The sequence below is a fragment of the Falsiroseomonas ponticola genome, from assembly GCF_016805305.1.
GTDB lineage: Bacteria > Pseudomonadota > Alphaproteobacteria > Acetobacterales > Acetobacteraceae > Falsiroseomonas > Falsiroseomonas ponticola.
On sequence record NZ_JAERQN010000009.1, the window covers coordinates 1 to 19,781 of the forward strand.

The 19,781-nt window shown below is 71.0% G+C and carries 21 protein-coding genes; 8 read left to right on the forward strand and 13 right to left on the reverse strand.

The window, feature by feature from the left end:
* Both JJI54_RS22500 and JJI54_RS22505 read right to left on the reverse strand, forming a co-directional pair.
* On the reverse strand, window positions 1-178 hold a 178-nt coding region (locus tag JJI54_RS22500; RefSeq protein WP_203075349.1), incomplete at its 3' end, for a Flp family type IVb pilin.
* 70 nt (window positions 179-248) lie between these two features.
* Window positions 249-431, reverse strand: coding sequence for a Flp family type IVb pilin (locus JJI54_RS22505; protein WP_203075351.1), 183 nt, complete (start codon window positions 429-431; stop codon window positions 249-251).
* 407 nt (window positions 432-838) lie between these two features.
* On the opposite strand from JJI54_RS22505, the gene JJI54_RS22510 reads away from it, so the two are divergent.
* The 5 genes from JJI54_RS22510 to JJI54_RS22530 are packed head-to-tail and all read left to right on the forward strand — an operon-like array spanning window position 839 to window position 5,904.
* The gene (locus JJI54_RS22510; RefSeq protein WP_203075353.1) at window positions 839-2,449 is read left to right on the forward strand and encodes an ABC transporter substrate-binding protein; all 1,611 of its coding nucleotides are present in this window, start codon (window positions 839-841) and stop codon (window positions 2,447-2,449) included.
* Window positions 2,446-3,453: an ABC transporter permease gene (locus JJI54_RS33010; RefSeq protein WP_203075354.1), complete on the forward strand. Its 1,008-nt coding sequence runs from the start codon at window positions 2,446-2,448 to the stop codon at window positions 3,451-3,453. Before JJI54_RS22510 ends, JJI54_RS33010 begins: the two co-directional genes overlap by 4 nt.
* A complete protein-coding gene (nikC, locus tag JJI54_RS22520) occupies window positions 3,450-4,343 on the forward strand; it encodes a nickel transporter permease (protein ID WP_203075356.1) in 894 nt (297 codons plus the stop codon). Before JJI54_RS33010 ends, nikC begins: the two co-directional genes overlap by 4 nt.
* Complete coding sequence (locus JJI54_RS22525) at window positions 4,340-5,164, forward strand: ABC transporter ATP-binding protein (protein ID WP_203075358.1); 825 nt, start codon at window positions 4,340-4,342, stop codon at window positions 5,162-5,164. Before nikC ends, JJI54_RS22525 begins: the two co-directional genes overlap by 4 nt.
* 5 nt (window positions 5,165-5,169) lie before the next feature.
* The gene (locus JJI54_RS22530) at window positions 5,170-5,904 is read left to right on the forward strand and encodes an ABC transporter ATP-binding protein (protein ID WP_203075359.1); all 735 of its coding nucleotides are present in this window, start codon (window positions 5,170-5,172) and stop codon (window positions 5,902-5,904) included.
* Here the strand turns inward: JJI54_RS22530 and JJI54_RS22535 are convergent.
* The 11 genes from JJI54_RS22535 to JJI54_RS22585 all read right to left on the reverse strand — a co-directional run bounded on the left by JJI54_RS22535 (window position 5,901) and on the right by JJI54_RS22585 (window position 16,673).
* Window positions 5,901-6,494, reverse strand: a complete 594-nt coding sequence (locus JJI54_RS22535) for a type 1 glutamine amidotransferase domain-containing protein (RefSeq protein WP_203075361.1) — start codon at window positions 6,492-6,494, stop codon at window positions 5,901-5,903. The genes JJI54_RS22530 and JJI54_RS22535 overlap by 4 nt on opposite strands.
* 60 nt (window positions 6,495-6,554) lie before the next feature.
* Entirely contained in the window at window positions 6,555-6,839 is a 285-nt protein-coding gene (locus JJI54_RS22540) for a hypothetical protein (RefSeq protein WP_203075363.1), read from the reverse strand.
* Window positions 6,839-9,367, reverse strand: a complete 2,529-nt coding sequence (locus JJI54_RS22545) for a cbb3-type cytochrome c oxidase subunit I (protein WP_203075365.1) — start codon at window positions 9,365-9,367, stop codon at window positions 6,839-6,841. The genes JJI54_RS22540 and JJI54_RS22545 overlap by 1 nt, the downstream gene beginning before the upstream one ends.
* Window positions 9,364-10,287, reverse strand: a complete 924-nt coding sequence (locus tag JJI54_RS22550) for a cytochrome c oxidase subunit II (protein WP_203075367.1) — start codon at window positions 10,285-10,287, stop codon at window positions 9,364-9,366. The genes JJI54_RS22545 and JJI54_RS22550 overlap by 4 nt, the downstream gene beginning before the upstream one ends.
* Window positions 10,284-10,622: a c-type cytochrome gene (locus JJI54_RS22555; RefSeq protein ID WP_203075369.1), complete on the reverse strand. Its 339-nt coding sequence runs from the start codon at window positions 10,620-10,622 to the stop codon at window positions 10,284-10,286. The genes JJI54_RS22550 and JJI54_RS22555 overlap by 4 nt, the downstream gene beginning before the upstream one ends.
* An 11-nt stretch (window positions 10,623-10,633) precedes the next feature.
* Entirely contained in the window at window positions 10,634-11,332 is a 699-nt protein-coding gene (locus JJI54_RS22560) for a c-type cytochrome (protein WP_203075371.1), read from the reverse strand.
* Complete coding sequence (locus JJI54_RS22565; RefSeq protein ID WP_203075373.1) at window positions 11,329-12,033, reverse strand: c-type cytochrome; 705 nt, start codon at window positions 12,031-12,033, stop codon at window positions 11,329-11,331. Before JJI54_RS22565 ends, JJI54_RS22560 begins: the two co-directional genes overlap by 4 nt.
* Entirely contained in the window at window positions 12,030-13,808 is a 1,779-nt protein-coding gene (locus JJI54_RS22570) for a GMC family oxidoreductase (protein WP_203075375.1), read from the reverse strand. The genes JJI54_RS22565 and JJI54_RS22570 overlap by 4 nt, the downstream gene beginning before the upstream one ends.
* 11 nt (window positions 13,809-13,819) lie before the next feature.
* Window positions 13,820-14,551, reverse strand: coding sequence for a gluconate 2-dehydrogenase subunit 3 family protein (locus JJI54_RS22575; protein WP_203075377.1), 732 nt, complete (start codon window positions 14,549-14,551; stop codon window positions 13,820-13,822).
* Window positions 14,552-14,564: 13 nt separating this feature from the next.
* On the reverse strand, window positions 14,565-15,527 hold the full coding sequence (locus tag JJI54_RS22580) for a cytochrome c oxidase assembly protein (protein WP_203075378.1): 963 nt from the start codon (window positions 15,525-15,527) through the stop codon (window positions 14,565-14,567).
* A 105-nt stretch (window positions 15,528-15,632) separates the two neighbouring features.
* Window positions 15,633-16,673: an MBL fold metallo-hydrolase gene (locus tag JJI54_RS22585; protein WP_203075380.1), complete on the reverse strand. Its 1,041-nt coding sequence runs from the start codon at window positions 16,671-16,673 to the stop codon at window positions 15,633-15,635.
* Between the two features lie 273 nt (window positions 16,674-16,946).
* Between JJI54_RS22585 and JJI54_RS22590 the strand changes: the two genes are divergently transcribed.
* From JJI54_RS22590 to JJI54_RS22600, 3 genes are read left to right on the forward strand one after another with little or no spacing between them, the layout of a single operon-like run.
* A complete protein-coding gene (locus JJI54_RS22590; protein WP_318987556.1) occupies window positions 16,947-17,723 on the forward strand; it encodes an ABC transporter ATP-binding protein in 777 nt (258 codons plus the stop codon).
* The gene (locus JJI54_RS22595) at window positions 17,716-18,468 is read left to right on the forward strand and encodes an ABC transporter ATP-binding protein (RefSeq protein ID WP_456305610.1); all 753 of its coding nucleotides are present in this window, start codon (window positions 17,716-17,718) and stop codon (window positions 18,466-18,468) included. The genes JJI54_RS22590 and JJI54_RS22595 overlap by 8 nt, the downstream gene beginning before the upstream one ends.
* A gap of 45 nt (window positions 18,469-18,513) precedes the next feature.
* Window positions 18,514-19,764, forward strand: coding sequence for an ABC transporter substrate-binding protein (locus tag JJI54_RS22600; RefSeq protein WP_203075382.1), 1,251 nt, complete (start codon window positions 18,514-18,516; stop codon window positions 19,762-19,764).
* Window positions 19,765-19,781 lie beyond the last annotated feature (17 nt).

The window sequence follows — 19,781 nt, forward strand, 5'->3', positions numbered from 1 at the left end:
GCGTCAGCTTGGCGACGACGCTGGTGAAGAAGGTGCCGAGGCCGGTGCCCAGCGTGGTGAAGGCGGTGATGACGGCGGCGCCGAGGATGGCGGCGATCAGGCCGTATTCGAGGGCGGTGACGCCCTTCTCATCCTGGCGGAGCGCGGCGACGAGGCGGCGGAAATCGGCGAGGGACATGGCGTGTTTCCTTTCTGGATCGCGGGTTGCGCCCGCCGCGGCGCAACCGCGGCAGGCGGGGCCTGTCAGGTCAGAGCGTCAGCTTGGCGACGACGCTGGTGAAGAAGGTGCCGAGGCCGGTGCCCAGCGTGGTGAAGGCGGTGATGACGGCGGCGCCGAGGATGGCGGCGATCAGGCCGTATTCGAGGGCGGTGACGCCCTTCTCATCCTGGCGGAGGGCGGCGACGAGGCGGCGGAAGTCGGCGAAGGACATGGGATGATCCCTTTCTGGCCTGTCCCACGGCCTTCGCCATGGGGTGGTTGGTTGCGTCACCGCGGCCCGGGCTTGGCTGCGGTGTGTAGCATTATTGAGCCCGTAACGGATTTATGATTTGTGCGCCCATTAGTTGCAAGACTTATTTTTGTCTTAATATTTGGACAAGCCCGAATGTGCATCCTGCGAACATTCGAAAACCCTAGTTCATTCCTCGCCCTACGAAAAACCCCCGCCGTCTCAACCTATGCGGATCATCGGGGCGTACCACCTGCCTCGCGATACCTACTCACGATTGCGTGATGTTAGGAAAAGAGAGAATAGTCCAAAAACACGATTCTTCCGCACAGGCTTCCCGCCAGCGCGAAGGTGCCGCTAGGCTCCCCTCCAGTCCCGGAGGATCCCCCATGCACCCCACCCTGACCCGCCGCGCCCTGCTCGCCGCCGGGACCACCGCCGGGGCCGCCGCGCTCGGCGCCGCCATGCCCGCCCCCGCCGCCGCGCAATCCCCGCCCGGCGTCATCGTCATGGCCAAGCAGATCGACGACATCACGAGCCTCGATCCTGCGGAGGCGTTCGAATATACCGGGACCGAAATCATCGGGAACGTGTACCGGAAGCTGGTGACCACGCCGAACGATGATCCGGCGCGGCTGGTCGGTGACCTGGCGGAAAGCTGGTCCACGACTGATAACAAGGTCTTTACCTTCGTCATCAAAGCGGGCGCGAAATTCGCGTCCGGCGCACCCGTGACGGCGGAGGACGCGGCCTTCTCCCTCCGCCGCGCCGCCATCCTCAACAAGTCGCCCGCCTTCATCATCAACCAGTTCGGCTTCACCAGGGAGAATGCGGACCAGCGCATCCGGGCCACCGATGCCCGCACCCTGGTCCTGGAATGCGCCGCGCCGACCTCGCCGAGCTTCCTCTACTACTGCCTCTCCGCCGCGGTCGGATCGATCGTGGAGAAGGCCGTCGTCATGGCCCGCGCCCAGGGGGATGACCTCGGCAATGGCTGGCTGAAGCAGAACTCCGCCGGCGGCGGCGCCTATGTGCTGCGCCAGTGGCGCGCCAGCGAGAGCGTGATGCTGGAGGCGAATCCGAACGCCGACCCCGCGCCCCGCACCCGGCGCATCATCATCCGCCACATGCTGGACAGCTCCGCCCAGCTGCTCGGCCTGCAGCGCGGCGACATCGACATCGCCCGCAACCTGGTGGCGGACCAGATCAACGGGCTCCGCAGCGACAGCCGCTTCCGCATCATGCCGCAGCGCAAGGCCAGCCTGATGTATCTCAGCCTGTCCCAGCGCCACCCCGGCCTGGCCCGGCCGGAGGTCCGCCAGGCCATCAAGCTGGCCATCGACTATGAGGGCATCCAGCGCAACATCGTCTCCACCACCTATGCCGTCCACCAGGCCTTCCTGCCGGAGGGCCTGCCCGGCGCGCTGACGGAAAAGCCCTTCGGCCAGCGGCAGGAGGAAGCGCGCGCCCTGCTGCGCCAGGCGGGCTTCCCGAACGGGCTGGAGATCGCCTTCGACTATTCCTCCGGCGCGCCCATCTCCGACATCGCCCAGGCCATCCAGGCCCAGCTCGGCGCCATCGGCATCCGGCTGCGCATGGTGGCCGGGGAGATGCGGCAGGTCATCACCAAGACCCGCGCCCGGCAGCATGAGATGGCGATCGTCCGCTGGGGGTCCGACTATTTCGACCCGCACAGCAATGCCGAGGCCTTCAGCATGAACCCGGACAATGGCGACAACGCCCGCAACCGGACGCTGGCCTGGCGCGCGAGCTGGGAGATCCCGGACCTCACCGCCCGCACCGCCGCCGCGGTGACGGATACCGACGGCGCCCGCCGCGTCGCCACCTACCAGGCGCTGCAGCGCGAACACCAGCAGGTCTCCCCCTTCGTCATCCTGCTGCAGGAGATCGAGGTGGCGGTGACGCGCGCCAACGTCGCCGGCCTCGAGCTCGGCCCGATGAGCGACCGCACCAACTTCGCGGGAATCGTGAAGGCGTGAAGCTCAGGGCCCTCGGGGCCACCCTCCTCACCGTGCCGATCACGCTGTTCGGCCTGGTGCTGGTGACCTTCCTGATCGGCCGGGTCGTCCCCATCGACCCGGTGCTGGCCATCGTCGGCGACCGCGCGCCGCAGGAGGTGGTGGAGCGCGCGCGACTCGAACTCGGCCTCGACCGCCCCCTGCCGGAGCAGTTTCTCCGCTTCGTCGGCCAGATCATGCAAGGCGACCTCGGCCGCTCGGTGATGACGGCGAACCCCGTCACGCAGGACATCGCCCGTTTCTTCCCCGCTACCTTCGAACTGGCGACGGTCGCCATCATCCTGGCGGCGCTGGTCGGCGTGCCGCTCGGCGTGCTGGCCGCCGTCCGGCAGGGCGGCTGGCTGGACCAGGCGGTGCGGCTTTTCTGCCTGGCCGGGCACAGCCTGCCGGTCTTCGTGCTCGGCCTGCTCTCCCTGCTGCTCTTCTACGCGAAGCTCGGCTGGGCGCCCGGGCCCGGCCGCCAGGGCATCGCCTATGAGGACATGGTGGAGGTGCGGACCGGCGTGCTGACGCTGGATGCCGCGCTGGCGAATGACTGGGGCGCCTTCTGGGACGCCCTGGCCCACCTGGCGCAGCCCGCGGGGGTGCTGGCCTTCTTCTCGCTGGCCTATATCGCCCGCATGGCGCGCGCCTTCATGCTGGCGGAGCTGTCCTCGGAATACGTCACCACCGCCCGCGCCAAGGGCCTGTCGGAGACGCGCATCATCTGGCGCCACGCCTTCCGCAACATCGCCGTCCCGCTGGTGACGGTGCTGGTCCTGACCTATGCGGGGCTGCTGGAGGGCGCGGTGCTGACCGAGACCATCTTCTCCTGGCCCGGCCTCGGCCAGTACCTCACGGTCTCGCTGCTCAACGCGGACATGAACGCGGTGCTGGGGGCGACGCTGGTGGTGGGGCTGATCTATGTGGGCCTCAACCTCCTCGCGGATCTGCTCTACCGCCTGCTGGACCCGAGGGTGCGATGATCTCCCGCGCCTGGCTGCTCTCCGACGAACCCGCCTCCCGCGCCCAGGCCGCCTGGGGGCGGCGCTACCAGGCCTGGCTGGCGTTCCGGCGCAATCCGCTGGCGGTGGCCGGGCTGGCGGTGGCGCTGGCCATGCTGCTGATGGCGGTCTTCGCGCCGCTGCTCGCCACCCATGATCCCGGCGCGCAGAACCTGGCCAACCGCCTGCAGCCGCCCTCCGCCGCGCATTGGTTCGGCACGGATGAACTGGGCCGCGATGTCTGGTCGCGCATCCTGCATGGCGCGCGCATCACCCTCGGCATGGTCGTCGCCGTGGTGGTGCTGGTGGCCCCGATCGGCCTGCTGGTGGGCTGCGCCGCCGGCTATGCGGGCGGCTGGCTGGACCGCGTGCTGATGCGCGCCACGGATGTCTTCCTGGCCTTCCCGCGCCTGATCCTCGCCCTCGCCTTCGTGGCCGCCATGAAGCCGGGGGTGGAAAGCGCGGTGGCCGCCATCGCGCTGACCGCCTGGCCGCCCTATGCCCGCCTCGCGCGGGCGGAGACGCTGCGCATCCGCGATGCCGATTTCATCGCCGCCGTCCGCATGGCGGGCGCATCGCCCTGGCGCATCGTGCTGCGCCATGTCGCGCCGGTCTGCATTCCCTCGCTCATCGTCCGCGTCACGCTCGACATGTCCTCCATCATCCTGACCGCCGCGGGTCTCGGCTTCCTCGGGCTCGGCGCGCAGCCGCCGCTGCCGGAATGGGGCACGATGATCGCGACGGCGCGGCGCTTCATCCTGGAGCAATGGTGGGTGCCGGTGATCCCGGGCATCGCGATCTTCCTCGCCTCGCTCGCCTTCAACCTGCTGGGCGACGGGCTGCGGGACGTGCTGGACCCGAAGCAGCGATGACGGGTCCGTTGGTCGAGATCCGTGACCTCCGCGTCGATTTCCCGGGCCCGAACGGCTTCGTGCCCGCCGTGCGCGGCGTGTCCCTGACGATGGGGCGGGAGAAGCTCGGCATCGTCGGCGAGTCGGGCTCCGGCAAATCCGTCACCGGCCGCGCGCTGATGCGCCTGCTGCCGCCGCAGGCGCGCGTGGCGGGGTCGCTGCGCTTCGATGGCATCGACATCGCCGCCGCCACGCCCCGCACCATGCGGCAGCTGCGCGGCGCCCGCATCGGCCTGGTGCTGCAGGACCCGAAATTCAGCCTGAACCCCATCATGACCGCCGGCGCGCAGATCGCGGAGGCCTGGGCCACCCACAAGCGTGGGCCGGCGCGGGAGGCGCGGGACGCCGCCATGGCCCTGCTCGAACAGGTGCTGATCCGCGACCCCCGCCGCGTCTTCGGCGCCTATCCGCACGAACTCTCCGGCGGCATGGGCCAGCGCGTGATGATCGCGATGATGCTGGCGCCGGAGCCCGATCTGCTGATCGCCGACGAACCCACCAGCGCGCTGGACGCGACGGTGCAGGCGGAGATCCTGCGCCTGATCGATCGCCTCGTCTCCGATCGCGGCATGGGGCTGATGCTCATCAGCCACGACCTCCCGCTCGTCTCCCGCTTCTGCGACCGCGTCGCCGTCATGTATGCCGGCCGCGTGGTGGAGGAGATCGCCGCGCGGGACCTGCACGCCGCGACGCATCCCTACACGCGCGGCCTGCTGGACTGCATGCCGCGCCTCGACGCACCCCGCGCGCGCCTGCCCGTGTTGGCGCGCGATCCGGCCTAGCGCGCATGATCGAGGTCCAGGACCTGCATGTCCGCTTCGGGGGCGTGCATGCCGTGCGCGGCGTCTCCTTCGCGATCGGGGCGGGCGAGACCTTCGGCCTGGTCGGCGAAAGCGGCTCCGGCAAATCGACGGTGCTGCGCGCGCTGGCCGGGCTGATCCCGGGCTGGACGGGCGCGATGGCCTTGCAGGGCAGGGCGCTCGGCCCCCGGCGGGACCGCACCTTCTTCCGCAGCGTGCAGATGGTCTTCCAGGATCCCTATGGATCGCTGCATCCCCGCCAGACCGTGGACCGGATCCTGGCGGAGCCGCTGGCGATCCATGGCCTGGATGGCGCGGAGGCCCGCATCCGCCGCGCGCTGGAGGAAGTCTCCCTCTCCCCCATCGTCCGCTTCCGCTACCCGCACCAGTTGAGCGGCGGCCAGCGCCAGCGCGTCGCCATCGCCCGCGCGCTGATCGCCGATCCCTCCGTGCTGCTGCTGGACGAACCGACCAGCGCGCTGGATGTGTCGGTGCAGGCGGAGGTGCTGAACTTGCTGGCGGACCTGCGCGCCGCGCGGCAGCTCACCTGCATCCTGGTCAGCCACAACCTCGCGGTGGTGGCGCATCTCTGCGGCCGGCTGGCGGTGATGCAGCAGGGCCAGGTGGTGGAGGCGCTGGACGTCGCCGCCCTGCGGGCCGGCGAGGCCCAGCACCCCCACACGCGTGACCTGGTCGCGCTGTCGCGCGACCTGGAGGTTTAGCCCGCCGCGCGCGACGCGCCCTGGTCGTTCGCGCCGCGGCGCTCATGCCGGCCCTCGCGGAACTCTTCGATCATCTTGCGGCAGAAGGCCGGGATGTCGCCGGGGTTGCGGCTGGTGACGAGGCCCTGGTCGGTGACCACCTCCGAATCCTCCCACTGCGCGCCGGCGTTGCGGAGGTCCGTCTTCAGCGATGGCCAGGACGTCATCCGCCGGCCACGCACACCCTCGGCATCAATCAGCGTCCAGGGGCCGTGGCAGATGGCCGCGATCGGCTTGCCGCTGGTCACGAAATGCCGCGTGAAGGCCACCGCCTTCTCCGTCATGCGCAGCGTGTCCGGGTTCATCACGCCGCCCGGCAGCACCAGCGCGTCGAAGCTGTCGGGCTTCGCCTCCTCCAGCGTCTGGTCCACCGCAACGCTGTCGCCCTTCTCGTCATGCTGGAAGCCCTGGATGGTGCCCGCCTTGATGGAGACGATGGTCACGGCCGCACCCGCTTCCTTCAGCGCGCGCACCGGCTCCGTCAGCTCCACCTGCTCATACCCATCGGTCGCCAGCACCGCGACCTTCCTGCCGCTCAGTTCGTTCGCCATGCTCAAATCCTCCGTCGAATGTCCCGGCGGGAAGCGCACCGCGCACCCCGATGGTTCCATTCAGCAGGGGGGCAGGGCGAGCGCCGGCGCCGCTTCCCACACCACCGCGAGGGCCGAGAGCGCCGCGATGCCGATCGCCATCGTCCCCATGAAGCCGTGGCGATGCCGGCGCGCCGCCAGCGCCACCACCAGCAGCAGCGCCAGCGCCACCAGGCTGGCCCCGATGACGAGCGGCGTGACCAGCCCCGGCCGGTCCGCCGCGCAGGCCACGGCCTGCCCGCCATAGACCAGCAGGAAATGCACGCTCCAGATGACGATGCCGAGGATGGAGGCCGCGACGCCCATCACGCCACCCCCGCGCCGCGCGGGAACAGGTGGCTGAGCGCCAGCCCCGCCAGCGCCTGGCCGACGACGTAGAACCAGAACAGCCTCACGACATCGAAGGTGACGCGCCGCACCGCCCCCACCATCCCCGCCGCGATGCGCGCCACCAGGTACAGCGCCATGACCAGCATGATGCCGAGGTGGAAGAGCTGCCAGAACTGGTTCAGGTAGATCGCCGCCCCGAAGGCATGCGCGGTGGGGCGTACGCCGGCCTCCCACGTCGCCTGCAGGTCGAGCCCCATGCCCGCGCCGAGCAGCCCCAGCGCCACCAGCACCAGCGCCGCCACGCCCCATCGCCCGCCGCGCCTCAGCACGGCATCGGACAGCATCACCACCAGCGCGCTGGCCACCACCAGCGCGGCGCTCAGCAGCGGCGCATCGAGCCCCGGCAGCGCGGTGCCGGCGGGCGGCCAGGCTTCCGCGCCATTCGACAGCCACAGGAAGACATGCGTGAAGGCGACGCAGCCGAAGACCGTGCCATCCACCAGCATCAGCACGACCACGGCCCACCAGCCGAGATTGTCCTTCCCCGTGACATAGACCGGCAGCGTATAGCCGCCGCCGACATCGACGGGTTCATGCACCGGCCCGAGATCCGTGCCGTTCCACAGCCAGTAGAGCACCGCCGCCAGGCCCACCGCGCCGAAGCTCGCGCTGATCACCACCCATTGCACCGTCAGCGCCAGGAAGAAGCCCGCCGTGCCGACCGCCGCGATCACATGCGCCCAGGCGGGGCCTGGCACGATGGCCACGTATTGCGGCGCGGCATCCACCGCGCTGGTCACCAGCGTCTCCCGCCGCCCCGTCATGGTGCCGGGCAGGAAGTGCTGCCCCGCCGCCACCTGCTCCGCCAGGCCCGGCTGGTCCCAGAGCGGATCGCGCGACGTGATGAGGGGAATGCTCCGCGTGTTGTAGTTGCCCTGCGGCAGCCACTCCAGCGATCCCGCCTTGTGCGGGTTGGAATCCGTGCCGCCGGAGGACATGCGGAAGTTCTTCGCGAGATCGGCGATCAGCAGGATGATGCCGATCGCGGAGACGGCGGCGCCGACGGAGGAGAGGATGTTCCACAGCTCCAGCCCCATCCCCTCCGGATAGGTCCAGACGCGCCGCGGCATGCCCATCAGCCCCGCGACATGCATGGGGAAGAAGGTCAGGTTCACGCCGCCGAAGAGCAGCCAGAACACGGATCGCCCGTATCGCAGCCCGCCTCCCGACGCCAACGGCGCCCAGTAGTAGAGGCCCGCCAGCAGCGGAAACACCATGCCGCCGATGAGCACGTAGTGCAGATGCGCCACGATGAAGTAGGTGTCGTGCGCCTGCCAGTCAAAGGGCACCACGGCTACCATCACGCCCGTCAGCCCGCCGAGCACGAAGATGAAGAGGAAGCCGAGCACGAAGAGCATCGGCACCTCCATCCGCGGCCGGCCCGACGCCAAGGTCGCGATCCAGGCGAAGACCTGGATGCCGGTCGGGATGGCCACCGCGAAGGAGGCGGCGCTGAAGAAGGCGAGCGAGAGGGAAGGGATGCCCGTCGCATACATGTGGTGGACCCAGAGCCCGAAGCTCAGGAACCCCGTCGCCACCAGCGCCGTCGCCACCAGCCCGTAGCCGACGAGGCGCGTCCCCGCCATGGCCGGCACGATCATCGAAACGGCGCCCGCCGCGGGCAGGAAGATGATGTAGACCTCCGGGTGGCCGAAGAACCAGAACAGGTGCTGCCACAGCAGCGGATCGCCGCCGCGCGCCGTCAGGAAGAAGGGCCAGTCGAAGGCGCGCTCCAGCTCCAGCAGCACGGTGGCCAGGATCACGGCCGGGAAGGCGAAGACGATCATCACCGCGAAGACCAGCATGGCCCAGGCGAAGATCGGCATGCGCGCCAGCGTCATCCCCGGCGGGCGGTTGCGCAGCACGCCGACGATGATCTCGATGGCGCCGGCGATGGCGCTGATCTCGATGAAGCCGATGCCGAGCAGCCAGAAATCCGCGTTGATCCCGGGCGAGTATTCCTTGTTCGTCAGCGGCGGGTACATGAACCAGCCGCCATCGGGGGCCACGCCCCAGAACAGCGACAGGAAGAAGAAGAAGCCGCCGATGGCATAGGCCCAGAAGGCATAGGCCGAAAGCCGCGGGAAGGGCAGGTCCCGCGCCGCCAGCATGGCCGGCAGCAGATAGACGCCCAGCGCCTCCACCGCCGGCACGGCGAAGAGGAACATCATCGCCGTGCCATGCACGGTGAAGACCTGGTTGTAGGTCCCCGCATCCAGGAAGTCGTTGCCCCCCACCGTCAGCTGCGCGCGCATCAGCAGGGAGAGGATGACGGCGAAGACGCAGAACAGCCCGGCGGTGCCGAGGTAGAGCACCCCGACCCAGTTGTTGTTGACGACGGTGACGAAGCGCCAGCCGCGGGGGCGCTTCCAGACTTCCTCCAGCGCCTCCAGCTCCCCCTCCGGCCGGGGCAGGGGGTTGGGCAGCGCGTGGGGTGGGATCACTTCAGGCTCTCCAGCCAGGCGGACAGCGCGCGAAGTTCCGGGCCATCCAGGGCATTCGCGTAGCTCGGCATGCGGTTGCCGGGCTTGAGGTCCTGCGCGCCCGCGATCCAGCCCGCGATGGTGCCCGCATTCATCGGCAGGATGCCGGCGCCGATGGTCATCCGCCCGCCAAGCGTGGTCAGGTCCGGCCCGATCCGCGCATCCCATTCCGTGCCGCGCACCGCATGGCAGCCGCCGCAGCCGGCGGCGGCGAAGACCGCGCGGCCTGTCTCATGCTCCGGCGGCGTCGCGGCGGGCAGGCGCTGGCGGTCCAGCCAGGCCTGGTGCGCCTCCGGCGTCTCCGCCACCACCATGAAGGCCATCATCGCGTGCTGCGTGCCGCAGAATTCCGTGCATTGCCCGCGCATCGCGCCGGGCCGGTCGGCGCGGATGGTGCGGCGATTCACCAGGCCCGGGATCATGTCGATCTTGCCGTGCAGCGCGGGAATCCAGAGGCTGTGGATCACGTCGCTGGCCGTCACCTCCAGCACCACGTCGCGCCCCGTGGGGATGCGGATCTCGTTGGCCGTGGTGATGCGCGCCTCGGGGTAGCGGACCTCCCACCAGAATTGGTGGCCGATCACCTCGATCCGCAGCGGCGGCGTATCGCCGGGCAGCGGCAGGCCGAGGGCGCGCGCCAGCCCCAGCGTGTGCAGCAGCAGCGCCGTCAGCACCACCACCGGCATGAGGATGCCGCCCGCCACGATGAAGCGGGGATTCCCCAGCGTGCGCCGTGCCCGGGCCGCGCCGAACAGCGCGATCAGGAGAAAACCGAGCACCGCCACGAACAGCACCAGCCCCCCGCCGAACAGCAGCCAGGCCAGTGTCGCCAGCCTCTCCCCATCCGGCCCGGCGGTGTCGAAGACATTCTGGCTGTTCATCGCAGCGTCACCAGGAAGGCGGCGAGGTGCCGCAGCTCCGCCTCGTCCAGCGGCGGCGCGGGCATGGCCGTGCGGGGCGCGATGGCGGCGGGGTCGCGCAGGAAGCGCAGCAGGTTGTCCGGCGTGTTCGGCAGCACGCCCGCGACGTAGCCGCGCCGCCCGAAGCCGTTCAGCGAGGGCCCCGCATGGCCCTGCGGCAGCCCGAAGCCCGGCACCACATGGCAGGCGGTGCAGCCCTGCGCGGCCAGGATGCGCCGGCCCTCCGCCGCATCGCCACCGGCCACGCGCGGCGGCGCGTCCTCGCCACAGGCCATCAGCAGCAGCGCCGCCGCCATCCCGAACCGCCTCACGGCGTGCGCAGCGAGGCGAACCAGAGCGCGACGGCGTCGATCTCCTCCTCGCTCATCCCCTTCGCGATGGCGGGCATCACGGCCAGCGCGCCGGGCCCGCGGGCATCATGCCTCCACAGGCGCAGCTGCAGCGCGGTGTAGCCCGCATACTGCCCGGCCAGGGCCGGCACGCCGGGCGGCCCGCCCTCCCCACGCGCCCCATGGCATTGCGCGCAGGCCACCACGCCGCGATCCGGCGCGCCCACCGCGTGCAGGGAGGCACCCATCTGCGTCACGCGCGCCGGTGGCGCCGGCGCGGCCGGGATGGGCGCGGTCTGCGCCGCGTACCAGGCCGCCACATCCTGCATCTGCCGGTCGGTCAGCCCGCGCGCGATGGGCGTCATCGCCCCGTTCGGCCGCTGCCCCGCCGCGTAATCCTGGAGCGCGCGATAGAGGTACCAGGCCGGCTGCCCGCCAAGGCGCGGGAAGGCGCCGCTGCCATCCCCCGCGCCATCGATGCCGTGGCAGGACACGCAGCTCCAGCCCGCCTCGCGCTCCCCGCCCACGGCCACCGCGCGGCCCGCCGCCGCATCGCCGGCCCAGGGCTGCGCCTGCTGCGGCGCGGGCCAGAGCGGCGCCATGCCGAAGCGTGGCGCCTGCTGCGCGGCCGCGCCGCCCGCGAGCAGCAGCGCCGCGGCGACCAGCCAGCGCCTCATCGCAGCACCCCCGTGCCCGGCGTCGCCGGCGCCTGGCGGACGCTGGCGAAGTAGAGCGAGACGGCATTGATGTCGTCATCCGACAGCCGCTTCGCGATCGCCGCCATGGCCTGGTGGGAGGCACCCTCCGCCGGGGCCTCTCCCTCCCGCCAGGCGCGCAGCCGCGCCGCCAGGTATTCCGCCGGCTGCCCCGCCAGGCGCGGATAGAGCGGCTGGATGCCGATCCCCGCCGGCCCGTGGCAGTTCTGGCAGGCCTGCACGCCGACATCCGCACCACCGGCCGCGGAGAGCACGCCGCCGCGCTGCAACAGCATGACATTGCCAAGCGGGCTTGCCTCCGCGGCCTTTACGGGCTGCGCGGCGTAATAGACGGAAACGTCGCGCCGCTGCTCCGGCGTCATCGCCGCCGCGATCGGGGACATCACCTCGTTCCGCCGCGCCCCGCTGGCATAGCGGTCGAGCTGCAGCAGCAGGTATTCCGCGCTCTGGCCCGCCAGCGCCGGGAACAGCGCCGCCTGCTGCCCCGCGCCATCGAAGCCGTGGCAGGAGAAGCAGGCCCCCTGCTGCCCCTGGCCGCCCGCGCCCGCCGCCACGGCGCGGCCGCTGGCCACCTGCTGCGGCGTGGCGTTGCTGCCCAGCAGCTCCTGCGCCGCCACGCCGCCCGCCAGCGCCAGCGCCAGCAACCCGACCGCGGCCCTCATGCCTGCACCAGCGGGCGCGGGTCGCGCATGTAGTCGTCGCGGATCGCCTTCGCGGCCCAGAGCGTCAGCGCCCCCACCGTGCCGGTCGGGTTGTAGCCGGGGTTGTGCGCGAAGACGGAGGACCCCATGACGAAGACGTTGTGCGCGTCCCAGCATTGCAGGTAGCGGTTCACCGCGCTGTCGCGGGGATTGGTGCCCATGATGGCGCCGCCCGTGTTGTGCGTGGTCTGGTAGGGCACGATGCTGTAGCGCCCGCTCCGCCGGCTGGCCTCCACCGTGCCGTTGCGGGGTGCGGCGATGACGCGCCCGATCTCCAGCGCCTTGTCCGTGACGAAATCCGCCATCAGCCGGTCATTCGCCGGGAAGTCGAAGGTCATGCGCAGCAGCGGATTGCCCAGGCTGTCCTTGTAGGTGGGGTCGAGGTCCAGGTAGTTGCCGCGATGCGGCATGGACGATCCGTGGACGGACAGCGACAGCGTCGAATTGTAGTGCCGCTTCACCGCCTGCTTCCACGCGGCACCCCAGCGCGGCGTGTCGGAGGGCACCGGGTGATGCTCGATCGGCCGCCCGCCGGTGGTATAGGCCGCGATGTAGCCGCCGCCGACGAAGCCGAGCCCGGCGTGGTCGAAATTCTCGCCGTTCCAGTCATTGACCGCGGCACCCAACGCGCCCGCGCCCATGTAGGGGTTGAGGCGCGTGCCCTCATCCATGAAGACCGAGACGCCGGCCATGGTCTGGTAGGTGTAGTTCTTGCCGACGCTGCCTTCGCCCGTCGCGGGATCATAGGGCTGGCCGATGCCGGACAGCAGCAGCAGCCGCGCATTGTGGTAGGCGAAGGCGCAGAGGATGACGAGGCCCGCGGGCTGGAACACCTCCCGCCCCCGCGCATCGATATAGGTCACGCCCGTCGCGCGCTTCGCCTGCGCGTCGTATTCCACCTTCGTCACGGTGCAGAGCGTGCGCAGCTCGAACTCGGGCTTGCCCATCAGCGCGGGGAAGACGCAGACCTGCGGGCTCGCCTTGGCGAAATGCTCGCAGCCGAAGCGTTCGCAGAAGCCGCAGGCGTTGCAGGGCTGCAGCTCGCAGCCATAGGGGTTGCGATAGGCGCGGCTGAGATTGGCCGTCGGCACGGGGAAGGGATGCGCGCCCACCTCCGCCGCCGCGCAGCTGAACAGCGCCGCCGCGTGCGGCTGCGGCATGGGCGGGTTCGGGAATTCGTCGCTGCGCGGCGCCTCGAAGGGGTCGCCGCCCGCCTGGATGGTGCCGCGCAGATTGCCGGCCTTGCCGCCGATGCCGCAGATCTTCTCGAAGCGGTCGTAATGCGGCTCCAGCTCCGCATAGGTGACGCCCCAATCCTGGATCGTCAGCCCATCCTGGATGATGTCGCGGCCGTAGCGCTGTTCCAGATGCGACTTCAGCACGAAGTCGCTTTCCTGGAAGCGCCAGGTCTGCCCGTTCCAATGCACGCCCGCGCCGCCCAGGTGATTGCCCGGCAGGAAGGAGCCGAGCTGCCGCACCGGCAGCGCCACCTCCGCGCCGTAGTTGCGGAAGGTCACCGTCTCCGTCGCCGGGTCCAGCATCAAGCCGTGCCGCACGGCGTAGCGCAGCTCGTCATGCATGGTGGGGGACTGGAAGTCCGGCACGGTCTGGCGCGGATGGCCGCGTTCCAGGCCGACGACGCGGTGGCCCGCATCCGTCAGCTCCTTCGCCAGCAGCGCGCCGGTCCAGCCCATGCCGACAAGGACGACATCAACCTCGGGAAGCCTGGTTGCCATGCTGCGTGCCCTCAGTGATGCGACATCGGCGTGGCGTTGTGCGCGTGCTCCGCGATGGCCTGCGCGATGCCGCGCGGCTGGCGGTCGAAGCGGAGGTTGTGGCGCCCCACCAGCTCCACATACCCCGCGAAGGGCCCGGGAAAGCCCACCAGCTTCCAGCCGATCATGCCGCGGTTGCCGCCATGGATCGGGTCGCTGAAGAAGCCCTCGATGGTGTTGGCCAGCAGCGTCTCGAAGAAGACGGCGGAGGGCACGGCCTCGAACGCCGCCTCGCCGGTCTCGATCTTCCGCAGCGCCTCGTCCTGCAGCCGGTGGTCGAGGTCCTGGAAGGCGCGGCCATAGCCCTGCCGCGTCCAGGCCGCGAAGGCGGGCAGGGCGGCGCGGTACAGCGCGGCCGGCGTGAAGGGCAGCTGGTAGCCCTGTTCCGGCGTGCCTTCCCGGAAGGGCCCCTGGCGGTACAGCCGGCTGCCCGTGCCGTAGCTGCCCGCCAGCTGCCGGTCGATGAATTCCGGCACGCCGGCCGCGATGGCGCCGGGGCTTTCGGGATCCGCCGGGATCAGCCGCTCCACCGCGGCCGAGACCATGGCGGCCTCGTCGCCCGTGAAGAACTCCCAGACATGCGGCGCCGGCGCGGGGGCGTGGGGTGCCGCCGGCTGCGCCTGCGCGGGCGCGACGAGCGGCGTCGCCGCCGCCGTGCCGCCCGCCAGCAGCAGGCCGCGGCGCGAAAGGTCGGGCTGGCTCATCGTGGCAGGTTCCTCACAGGCCGCTCTTGGAGCGGCATTCGGCCAGGGCGGGTTCGCGCAGGCCGGCGCAGACGGGGCCGAGCACGCGCTCCCGCCGGTCCGCGCCCTCGCGCACCGCGGGGGAGGGCGTGCGCGGGCCGCTGGCGCCGGTCGTGACCTCGTTGGTGGTCAGCACGCCGACGCTGACCGGGGCGCGGGAGGAGGCGCCCGGCGTCGCCGTCGTGTCGTCATTGCCCTGCGCCAGCGCCAGGCCCGGCGCCATCAGCAGCGCGAGGGCGAGCGTCGCGGGCTTCAGCAGCCGCGCCATGCCGGCGGCCAGCACCACGCCCAGCAGCAGCCCGCCCGGCACCCACATCAGCAACCCGCCGAGCTGCTGGTCCTCCAGCGCCGTCAGCCCCCAGGGCAGCGTCACCCCATCCGCATGCGCGGCGTAGAGCGCGCGGGGCGCGAAAGTCAGCAGCGCGCCCAGCACGCCCATCTGGATGGCGGTGACCAGCCCCGCCAGCGCCGCGCCCTCCGGCCGCCCGCGCAGCAGCGCGGCCCAGAGCCAGGTGGCGCTGCCGAGCAGCGTGGCATGCATGGCCCAATAGGCGATGCCATCGGGCGCGAAGGTGGCGGCATAGGCGATGGGCGCGTGCCAGAACCACAGCGCGGCGGCGAAGGCGAAGGCCGGCAGCGCGGTGCCGATCGGCCCGCCGCGCGCGAAGGCCGTGGCCAGCAGCGGCGCCGCCACCAGCGCCACCAGCAGGTGCTGGCCCGACCGCGCGGCGAAGAGCGCGACGGACAGGTTGCAGAGCGGCGAGACCAGCGCCGCCGCCAGCACCGCCCAGCCCAGCAGCGGCAGCGCCGCGCGCCGGGGCGAAGCGGCCAGCGTGCCGAGCGCCCCCGCCGCCAGCAGCGTGATCAGCACGGGGTCGAGGTTCCAGCCGGCCGCGCCGGGCAGCGGCGCCGTGCCGCAATAGGGTATGCCCGCCATGCCTCGCCCCTTGTCGCCTCAGGGGGGCAACGGGGGCGACGCGGCATGGTTGCGACGGTTTCGGCGCGGCGCGATCACGCCGCGTTCAGTGGTGAAGAGTCTTGTTCAGCCCGGTGGACCGTAGAGCGCCATGCCATCCGCGCCGCGCATCCTCACCAGCCGCCCGCGCGCCACCAGCCAGTTGAGATGCGCGAGCCCCTCGCCGATGACGAAGAGCATCTGGTCCATGTCGTAGTCCCGCTGGAACATGAGGCGGGAGGCCTCATAGGCCGTGCGCGGCGTGGCGCAGATCGCCTCCAGCAGCGCCAGGCGTTCCGCGTGATGCGCGGCCAGAACCCGGATGCGGTCATGCAGCCCGAGGAAGGGATCGCCATGCGATGGCAGCACCAGCGTATCCGCGGGCAGCGCCAGCAGGTGATGGTTGCTGTCCAGGAAATCGGCCAGCGGATCGGCCTCCGGCTCCGGCGGGAAGACGCCGACATAGGGGGAGATGCGCGGCAGCACCTGGTCCGCCGCGATCAGCACGCCGCCGGCGGGATCATGCAGCAGCATCATCTCCGGCGCATGCCCGCCGCCGCGATGCAGCGTCCAGTCCCCATCGCCCACGCGCAGCGCCTGGCCGGCGGCGATGCGGCGGTGATGCAGCGGCAAGGGCACCACATCCGGCCGGTAGAAGGGCCGCCGCGCCAGCAGGTGGCGCAGGTAGTCGGCCGGCGCGCCCGCGGCCTCCCCCAGCGCCGCCTGCTCGGCCAGCAGCGTCGCCGGCGCCTCCAGCAGCAGCAGGCGCGCCTGCAGGTATTCGGTGCGGGCCATCAGCAGGGGCGCGCCGAAGCGTTCGCACACCCAGCCCGCCAGGCCCACATGGTCGGCGTGGAAATGCGTGATGAGCACGCGGGTGACGGGCAGGCCCCCCAGCGCCGTGGCGAAGACGGAATCCCAGGCCAGCCGCGTGCCCGGACGGTCGATCCCCGCATCCACCAGCAGCCATCCCGCGCCATCGCGCAGCAGCCAGCAGTTCACATGCCAGGGCGGGCCATCCAGCGGCATGCGCACCCACAGCAGGCCGGGCCGGATCGCCGCCACCTGCCCGGGGCCGGGGGGCGCGGGCAAGGGGGTCGCGTGGTCGTCGCTGCGGGGATCGGTCATGGGTCGCCGATGCCTAACGCCCCGCGGCGGCGGCGGCCATCCCGCCCGCGCCGGCGCGCGGGCGCGGCGCCGCCTTCAACACCGCCCGGTAGCCCCATGCCTTCCCACTGTTTCAGCCACATGCGCCCTTGCGTCCCGCGCCGCGCCCCTCCATGAATGCAGGCAGCGCACGGCGGGCATGCGCCGGGGGCATCCCGATCGGGGAACCGATCGACGCCTCCCGGGGCCTCACGACCTCGTCCGGCGCACAGGGGCAATGGGAGGCGTTCGAGGGTGTCCGACACGATCCTCGAGACCGAGGGAATGACGAAGGAGTTCCGCGGCTTCGTCGCGGTCAGCGACGTGCGCCTGCAGGTGAAGCGGGGCACGATCCACGGACTCATCGGCCCCAACGGCGCGGGCAAGACCACCTGCTTCAACCTGCTGACGAAGTTCCTGCCGGTGACGCGCGGGAAGATCAGCTATGAGGGGCGGGACATCACCAACCTGAAGCCGGCGGATATCGCGCGCCTCGGCCTGGTGCGCTCCTTCCAGATCTCGGCGGTCTTCCCCCACCTGACGGTGCTGGAGAATGTGCGCCTCGCGCTGCAGCGCGCGCGGGGCAATTCCTTCGATTTCTGGCGGCCCGAATCCCTGCTGAAGCGCTACGACAACCGCGCGCTGGAACTGCTGGAGGATGTCGGCCTGACCGCCTATGCCCGCCACAATGCGGGCGAGCTGCCCTATGGCCGCAAGCGCGCGCTGGAGATCGCGACCACGCTCGCGCTCGAGCCCACCATGATGCTGCTCGATGAACCGACCGCCGGCATGACGCATGACGACGTGGACCGCATCGTGGCGCTGGTGAAGCGCGTGGCCGCCGGGCGCACCGTGCTGCTGGTGGAGCACAACCTGAAGGTCGTCGAGGGTCTCTGCGACACCATCACCGTGCTGGCGCGCGGCAGCGTGCTGGCGCAGGGCGACTACGCGACGGTGTCGCGCAACCCGGAAGTCCAGGCCGCCTATCTCGGCACCGATCCCGGCATCGCGGGGGGCACCGCCCATGGCTGAGGCCACCACCATCGACCGCCCCGCCGCCAATGGCGGCCCCTCTGGCACCGCCATGCTGGAGGTGCGCAACCTCGAGGCCTGGTACGGCGAAAGCCATGTCCTGCACGGCATGTCGATCGACATCCGGCAGGGGGAGGTCGTGACGCTGCTCGGCCGCAACGGCGCGGGCAAGACCTCCACGCTGCGCGCCATCATGGGCCTCACCGGCCGCCGCGCGGGCTCCATCAGGTTCGAGGGGCAGGAGACGATCGGCCTGCGCCCCGACCTCATCGCCCGCGCCGGCATCGCCTATTGCCCGGAGGAGCGCGGCATCTTCGCCTCCCTCGACGTGACGGAGAACCTGATGCTGCCGCCGGTGATCGCGCCGGGCGGGCTGAGCATCGAGGAGATCTACACCCTCTTCCCCAACCTCAAGGAACGCGCGCGCAGCCAGGGCACCAAGCTCTCGGGTGGCGAACAGCAGATGCTCGCCATCGCGCGCATCCTGCGCACCGGCGCGCGGCTGCTGCTGCTGGACGAGCCCTCGGAGGGCCTGGCCCCCGTCATCGTCCAGCAGATCGGCGCCATGATCCGCAACATCAAGCAGCGCGGCTTCACCGTGCTGCTGGTGGAACAGAACTTCCGTTTCGCGCAGACCGTCGCGGACCGGCACTATGTCGTCGAACACGGGCGCGTCGTGGACGAGGTCGCGAACCATGAGCTGACCGCCAGCCTCGACCGCCTGCACGAATACCTGGGCGTTTGAACCCCGGGCCGCCGGACCATCAGGACACCAACGGAGGAAGCAGCAATGAGCCTTGACCGTCGTTCCATCATCAAGGGCGCCGTGGGCGCCGCCACCCTGCCGGCGCTGGGTGGCCTGCCCTATCGCAGCGCCCGCGCGCAGGCGGCCAACACCATCCGCATCGGCGTGCTGAACGACCAGTCCGCCCTGTATCGCGACATCTCCGGCCCGGGCTCCACCCATGCCGTGCAGATGGCGGTGCGCGAATCCGGCATCACGCAGCGCGGCATCAACGTGGAAGTCGTGCAGGCGGACCACCAGAACCGCCCCGATGTCGGCTCCACCGTCGCCCGCCAGTGGTACGACCAGAACGGCGTCGACGTGATCGTCGATGTGCCGACCTCCTCCGTGGCGCTGGCCGTCAGCACCATCACGCGGGAGAAGAACAAGCTCTTCATCAACTCCGGTGCCGCCACCTCGGACCTCACGGGCCCGGCCTGCTCCCCCAACACCATCCACTGGACCTACGACACCTACATGCTCGGCAAGGGCACGGGTGGCGCCATGGTGGCCGCGGGCGGCCGCACCTGGTTCTTCATCACGGCGGACTACGCCTTCGGCCATGCGCTGGAGCGTGACACGACCGCCTTCGTCAACGCCGCCGGCGGCCGCGTGCTGGGCGGCGTGCGCACGCCCTTCCCGGGCACCACGGACTTCTCCTCCTTCCTCCAGCAGGCGCAGCGCTCCCGCGCCAACGTCATCGGCCTGGCCAATGCGGGCGGCGATACGATCAACTCCATCAAGCAGGCGGCGGAATTCCGCATCACCCGCGGCGGCACCAAGCTCGCGGGCCTGCTGGTCTTCGTGACCGACGTGCATTCGCTCGGCCTCGAAGTGGCGCAGGGCCTGGTGGTGACGGAAAGCTTCTACTGGGACCTGAACGACCGCACCCGCGCCTTCACCCAGCGCCTCGGCCAGATGCCGGGCAACCTCCGCCCCTCCATGGTGCAGGCCGGCTGCTATTCCGGCGTGCTGCACTACCTGAAGGCGGTGGCGGACATGGGCGTCGCGGCCGCCAAGGCCAGCGGCGCGGAAGCCGCCAACCGCATGAAGGCGATGCCCACCAGCGACGACGCCTTCGGCGAGGGCACGATCCGCGCCGATGGCCGCAAGATCCACCCGGCCTACCTGTTCGAGGTGAAGACCCCGGCCGAGAGCCGCGGCGCCTGGGACTACTACAAGCTGATCTCGACGATCCCGGCGAACGAGGCCTTCCGCCCGCTGACGGAAGCCGCCTGCCCGCTGGTCCGTTCCTGATCCTGCCCGCCCCGGGG

Excerpts from the sequence above, each read along its gene's own strand:
- JJI54_RS22585 (WP_203075380.1), bottom strand. The coding sequence starts at position 16,673 with ATGACCGATCCCCGCAGCGACGACCACGCGACCCCCTTGCCCGCGCCC.
- JJI54_RS22560 (WP_203075371.1), bottom strand. The coding sequence starts at position 11,332 with ATGAGGCGCTGGCTGGTCGCCGCGGCGCTGCTGCTCGCGGGCGGCGCG.
- JJI54_RS22600 (WP_203075382.1), top strand. The coding sequence starts at position 18,514 with ATGAGCCTTGACCGTCGTTCCATCATCAAGGGCGCCGTGGGCGCCGCC.
- JJI54_RS22535 (WP_203075361.1), bottom strand. The coding sequence starts at position 6,494 with ATGGCGAACGAACTGAGCGGCAGGAAGGTCGCGGTGCTGGCGACCGAT.
- JJI54_RS22555 (WP_203075369.1), bottom strand. The coding sequence starts at position 10,622 with ATGGCGGCGGCGCTGCTGCTGATGGCCTGTGGCGAGGACGCGCCGCCG.
- JJI54_RS22575 (WP_203075377.1), bottom strand. The coding sequence starts at position 14,551 with ATGAGCCAGCCCGACCTTTCGCGCCGCGGCCTGCTGCTGGCGGGCGGC.
- JJI54_RS22570 (WP_203075375.1), bottom strand. The coding sequence starts at position 13,808 with ATGGCAACCAGGCTTCCCGAGGTTGATGTCGTCCTTGTCGGCATGGGC.
- JJI54_RS22565 (WP_203075373.1), bottom strand. The coding sequence starts at position 12,033 with ATGAGGGCCGCGGTCGGGTTGCTGGCGCTGGCGCTGGCGGGCGGCGTG.
- JJI54_RS22505 (WP_203075351.1), bottom strand. The coding sequence starts at position 431 with ATGTCCTTCGCCGACTTCCGCCGCCTCGTCGCCGCCCTCCGCCAGGAT.
- JJI54_RS22525 (WP_203075358.1), top strand. The coding sequence starts at position 4,340 with ATGACGGGTCCGTTGGTCGAGATCCGTGACCTCCGCGTCGATTTCCCG.
- JJI54_RS22510 (WP_203075353.1), top strand. The coding sequence starts at position 839 with ATGCACCCCACCCTGACCCGCCGCGCCCTGCTCGCCGCCGGGACCACC.
- JJI54_RS22540 (WP_203075363.1), bottom strand. The coding sequence starts at position 6,839 with ATGGGCGTCGCGGCCTCCATCCTCGGCATCGTCATCTGGAGCGTGCAT.
- JJI54_RS22530 (WP_203075359.1), top strand. The coding sequence starts at position 5,170 with ATGATCGAGGTCCAGGACCTGCATGTCCGCTTCGGGGGCGTGCATGCC.
- nikC (WP_203075356.1), top strand. The coding sequence starts at position 3,450 with ATGATCTCCCGCGCCTGGCTGCTCTCCGACGAACCCGCCTCCCGCGCC.
- JJI54_RS22550 (WP_203075367.1), bottom strand. The coding sequence starts at position 10,287 with ATGAACAGCCAGAATGTCTTCGACACCGCCGGGCCGGATGGGGAGAGG.
- JJI54_RS22580 (WP_203075378.1), bottom strand. The coding sequence starts at position 15,527 with ATGGCGGGCATACCCTATTGCGGCACGGCGCCGCTGCCCGGCGCGGCC.
- JJI54_RS22595 (WP_456305610.1), top strand. The coding sequence starts at position 17,716 with ATGGCTGAGGCCACCACCATCGACCGCCCCGCCGCCAATGGCGGCCCC.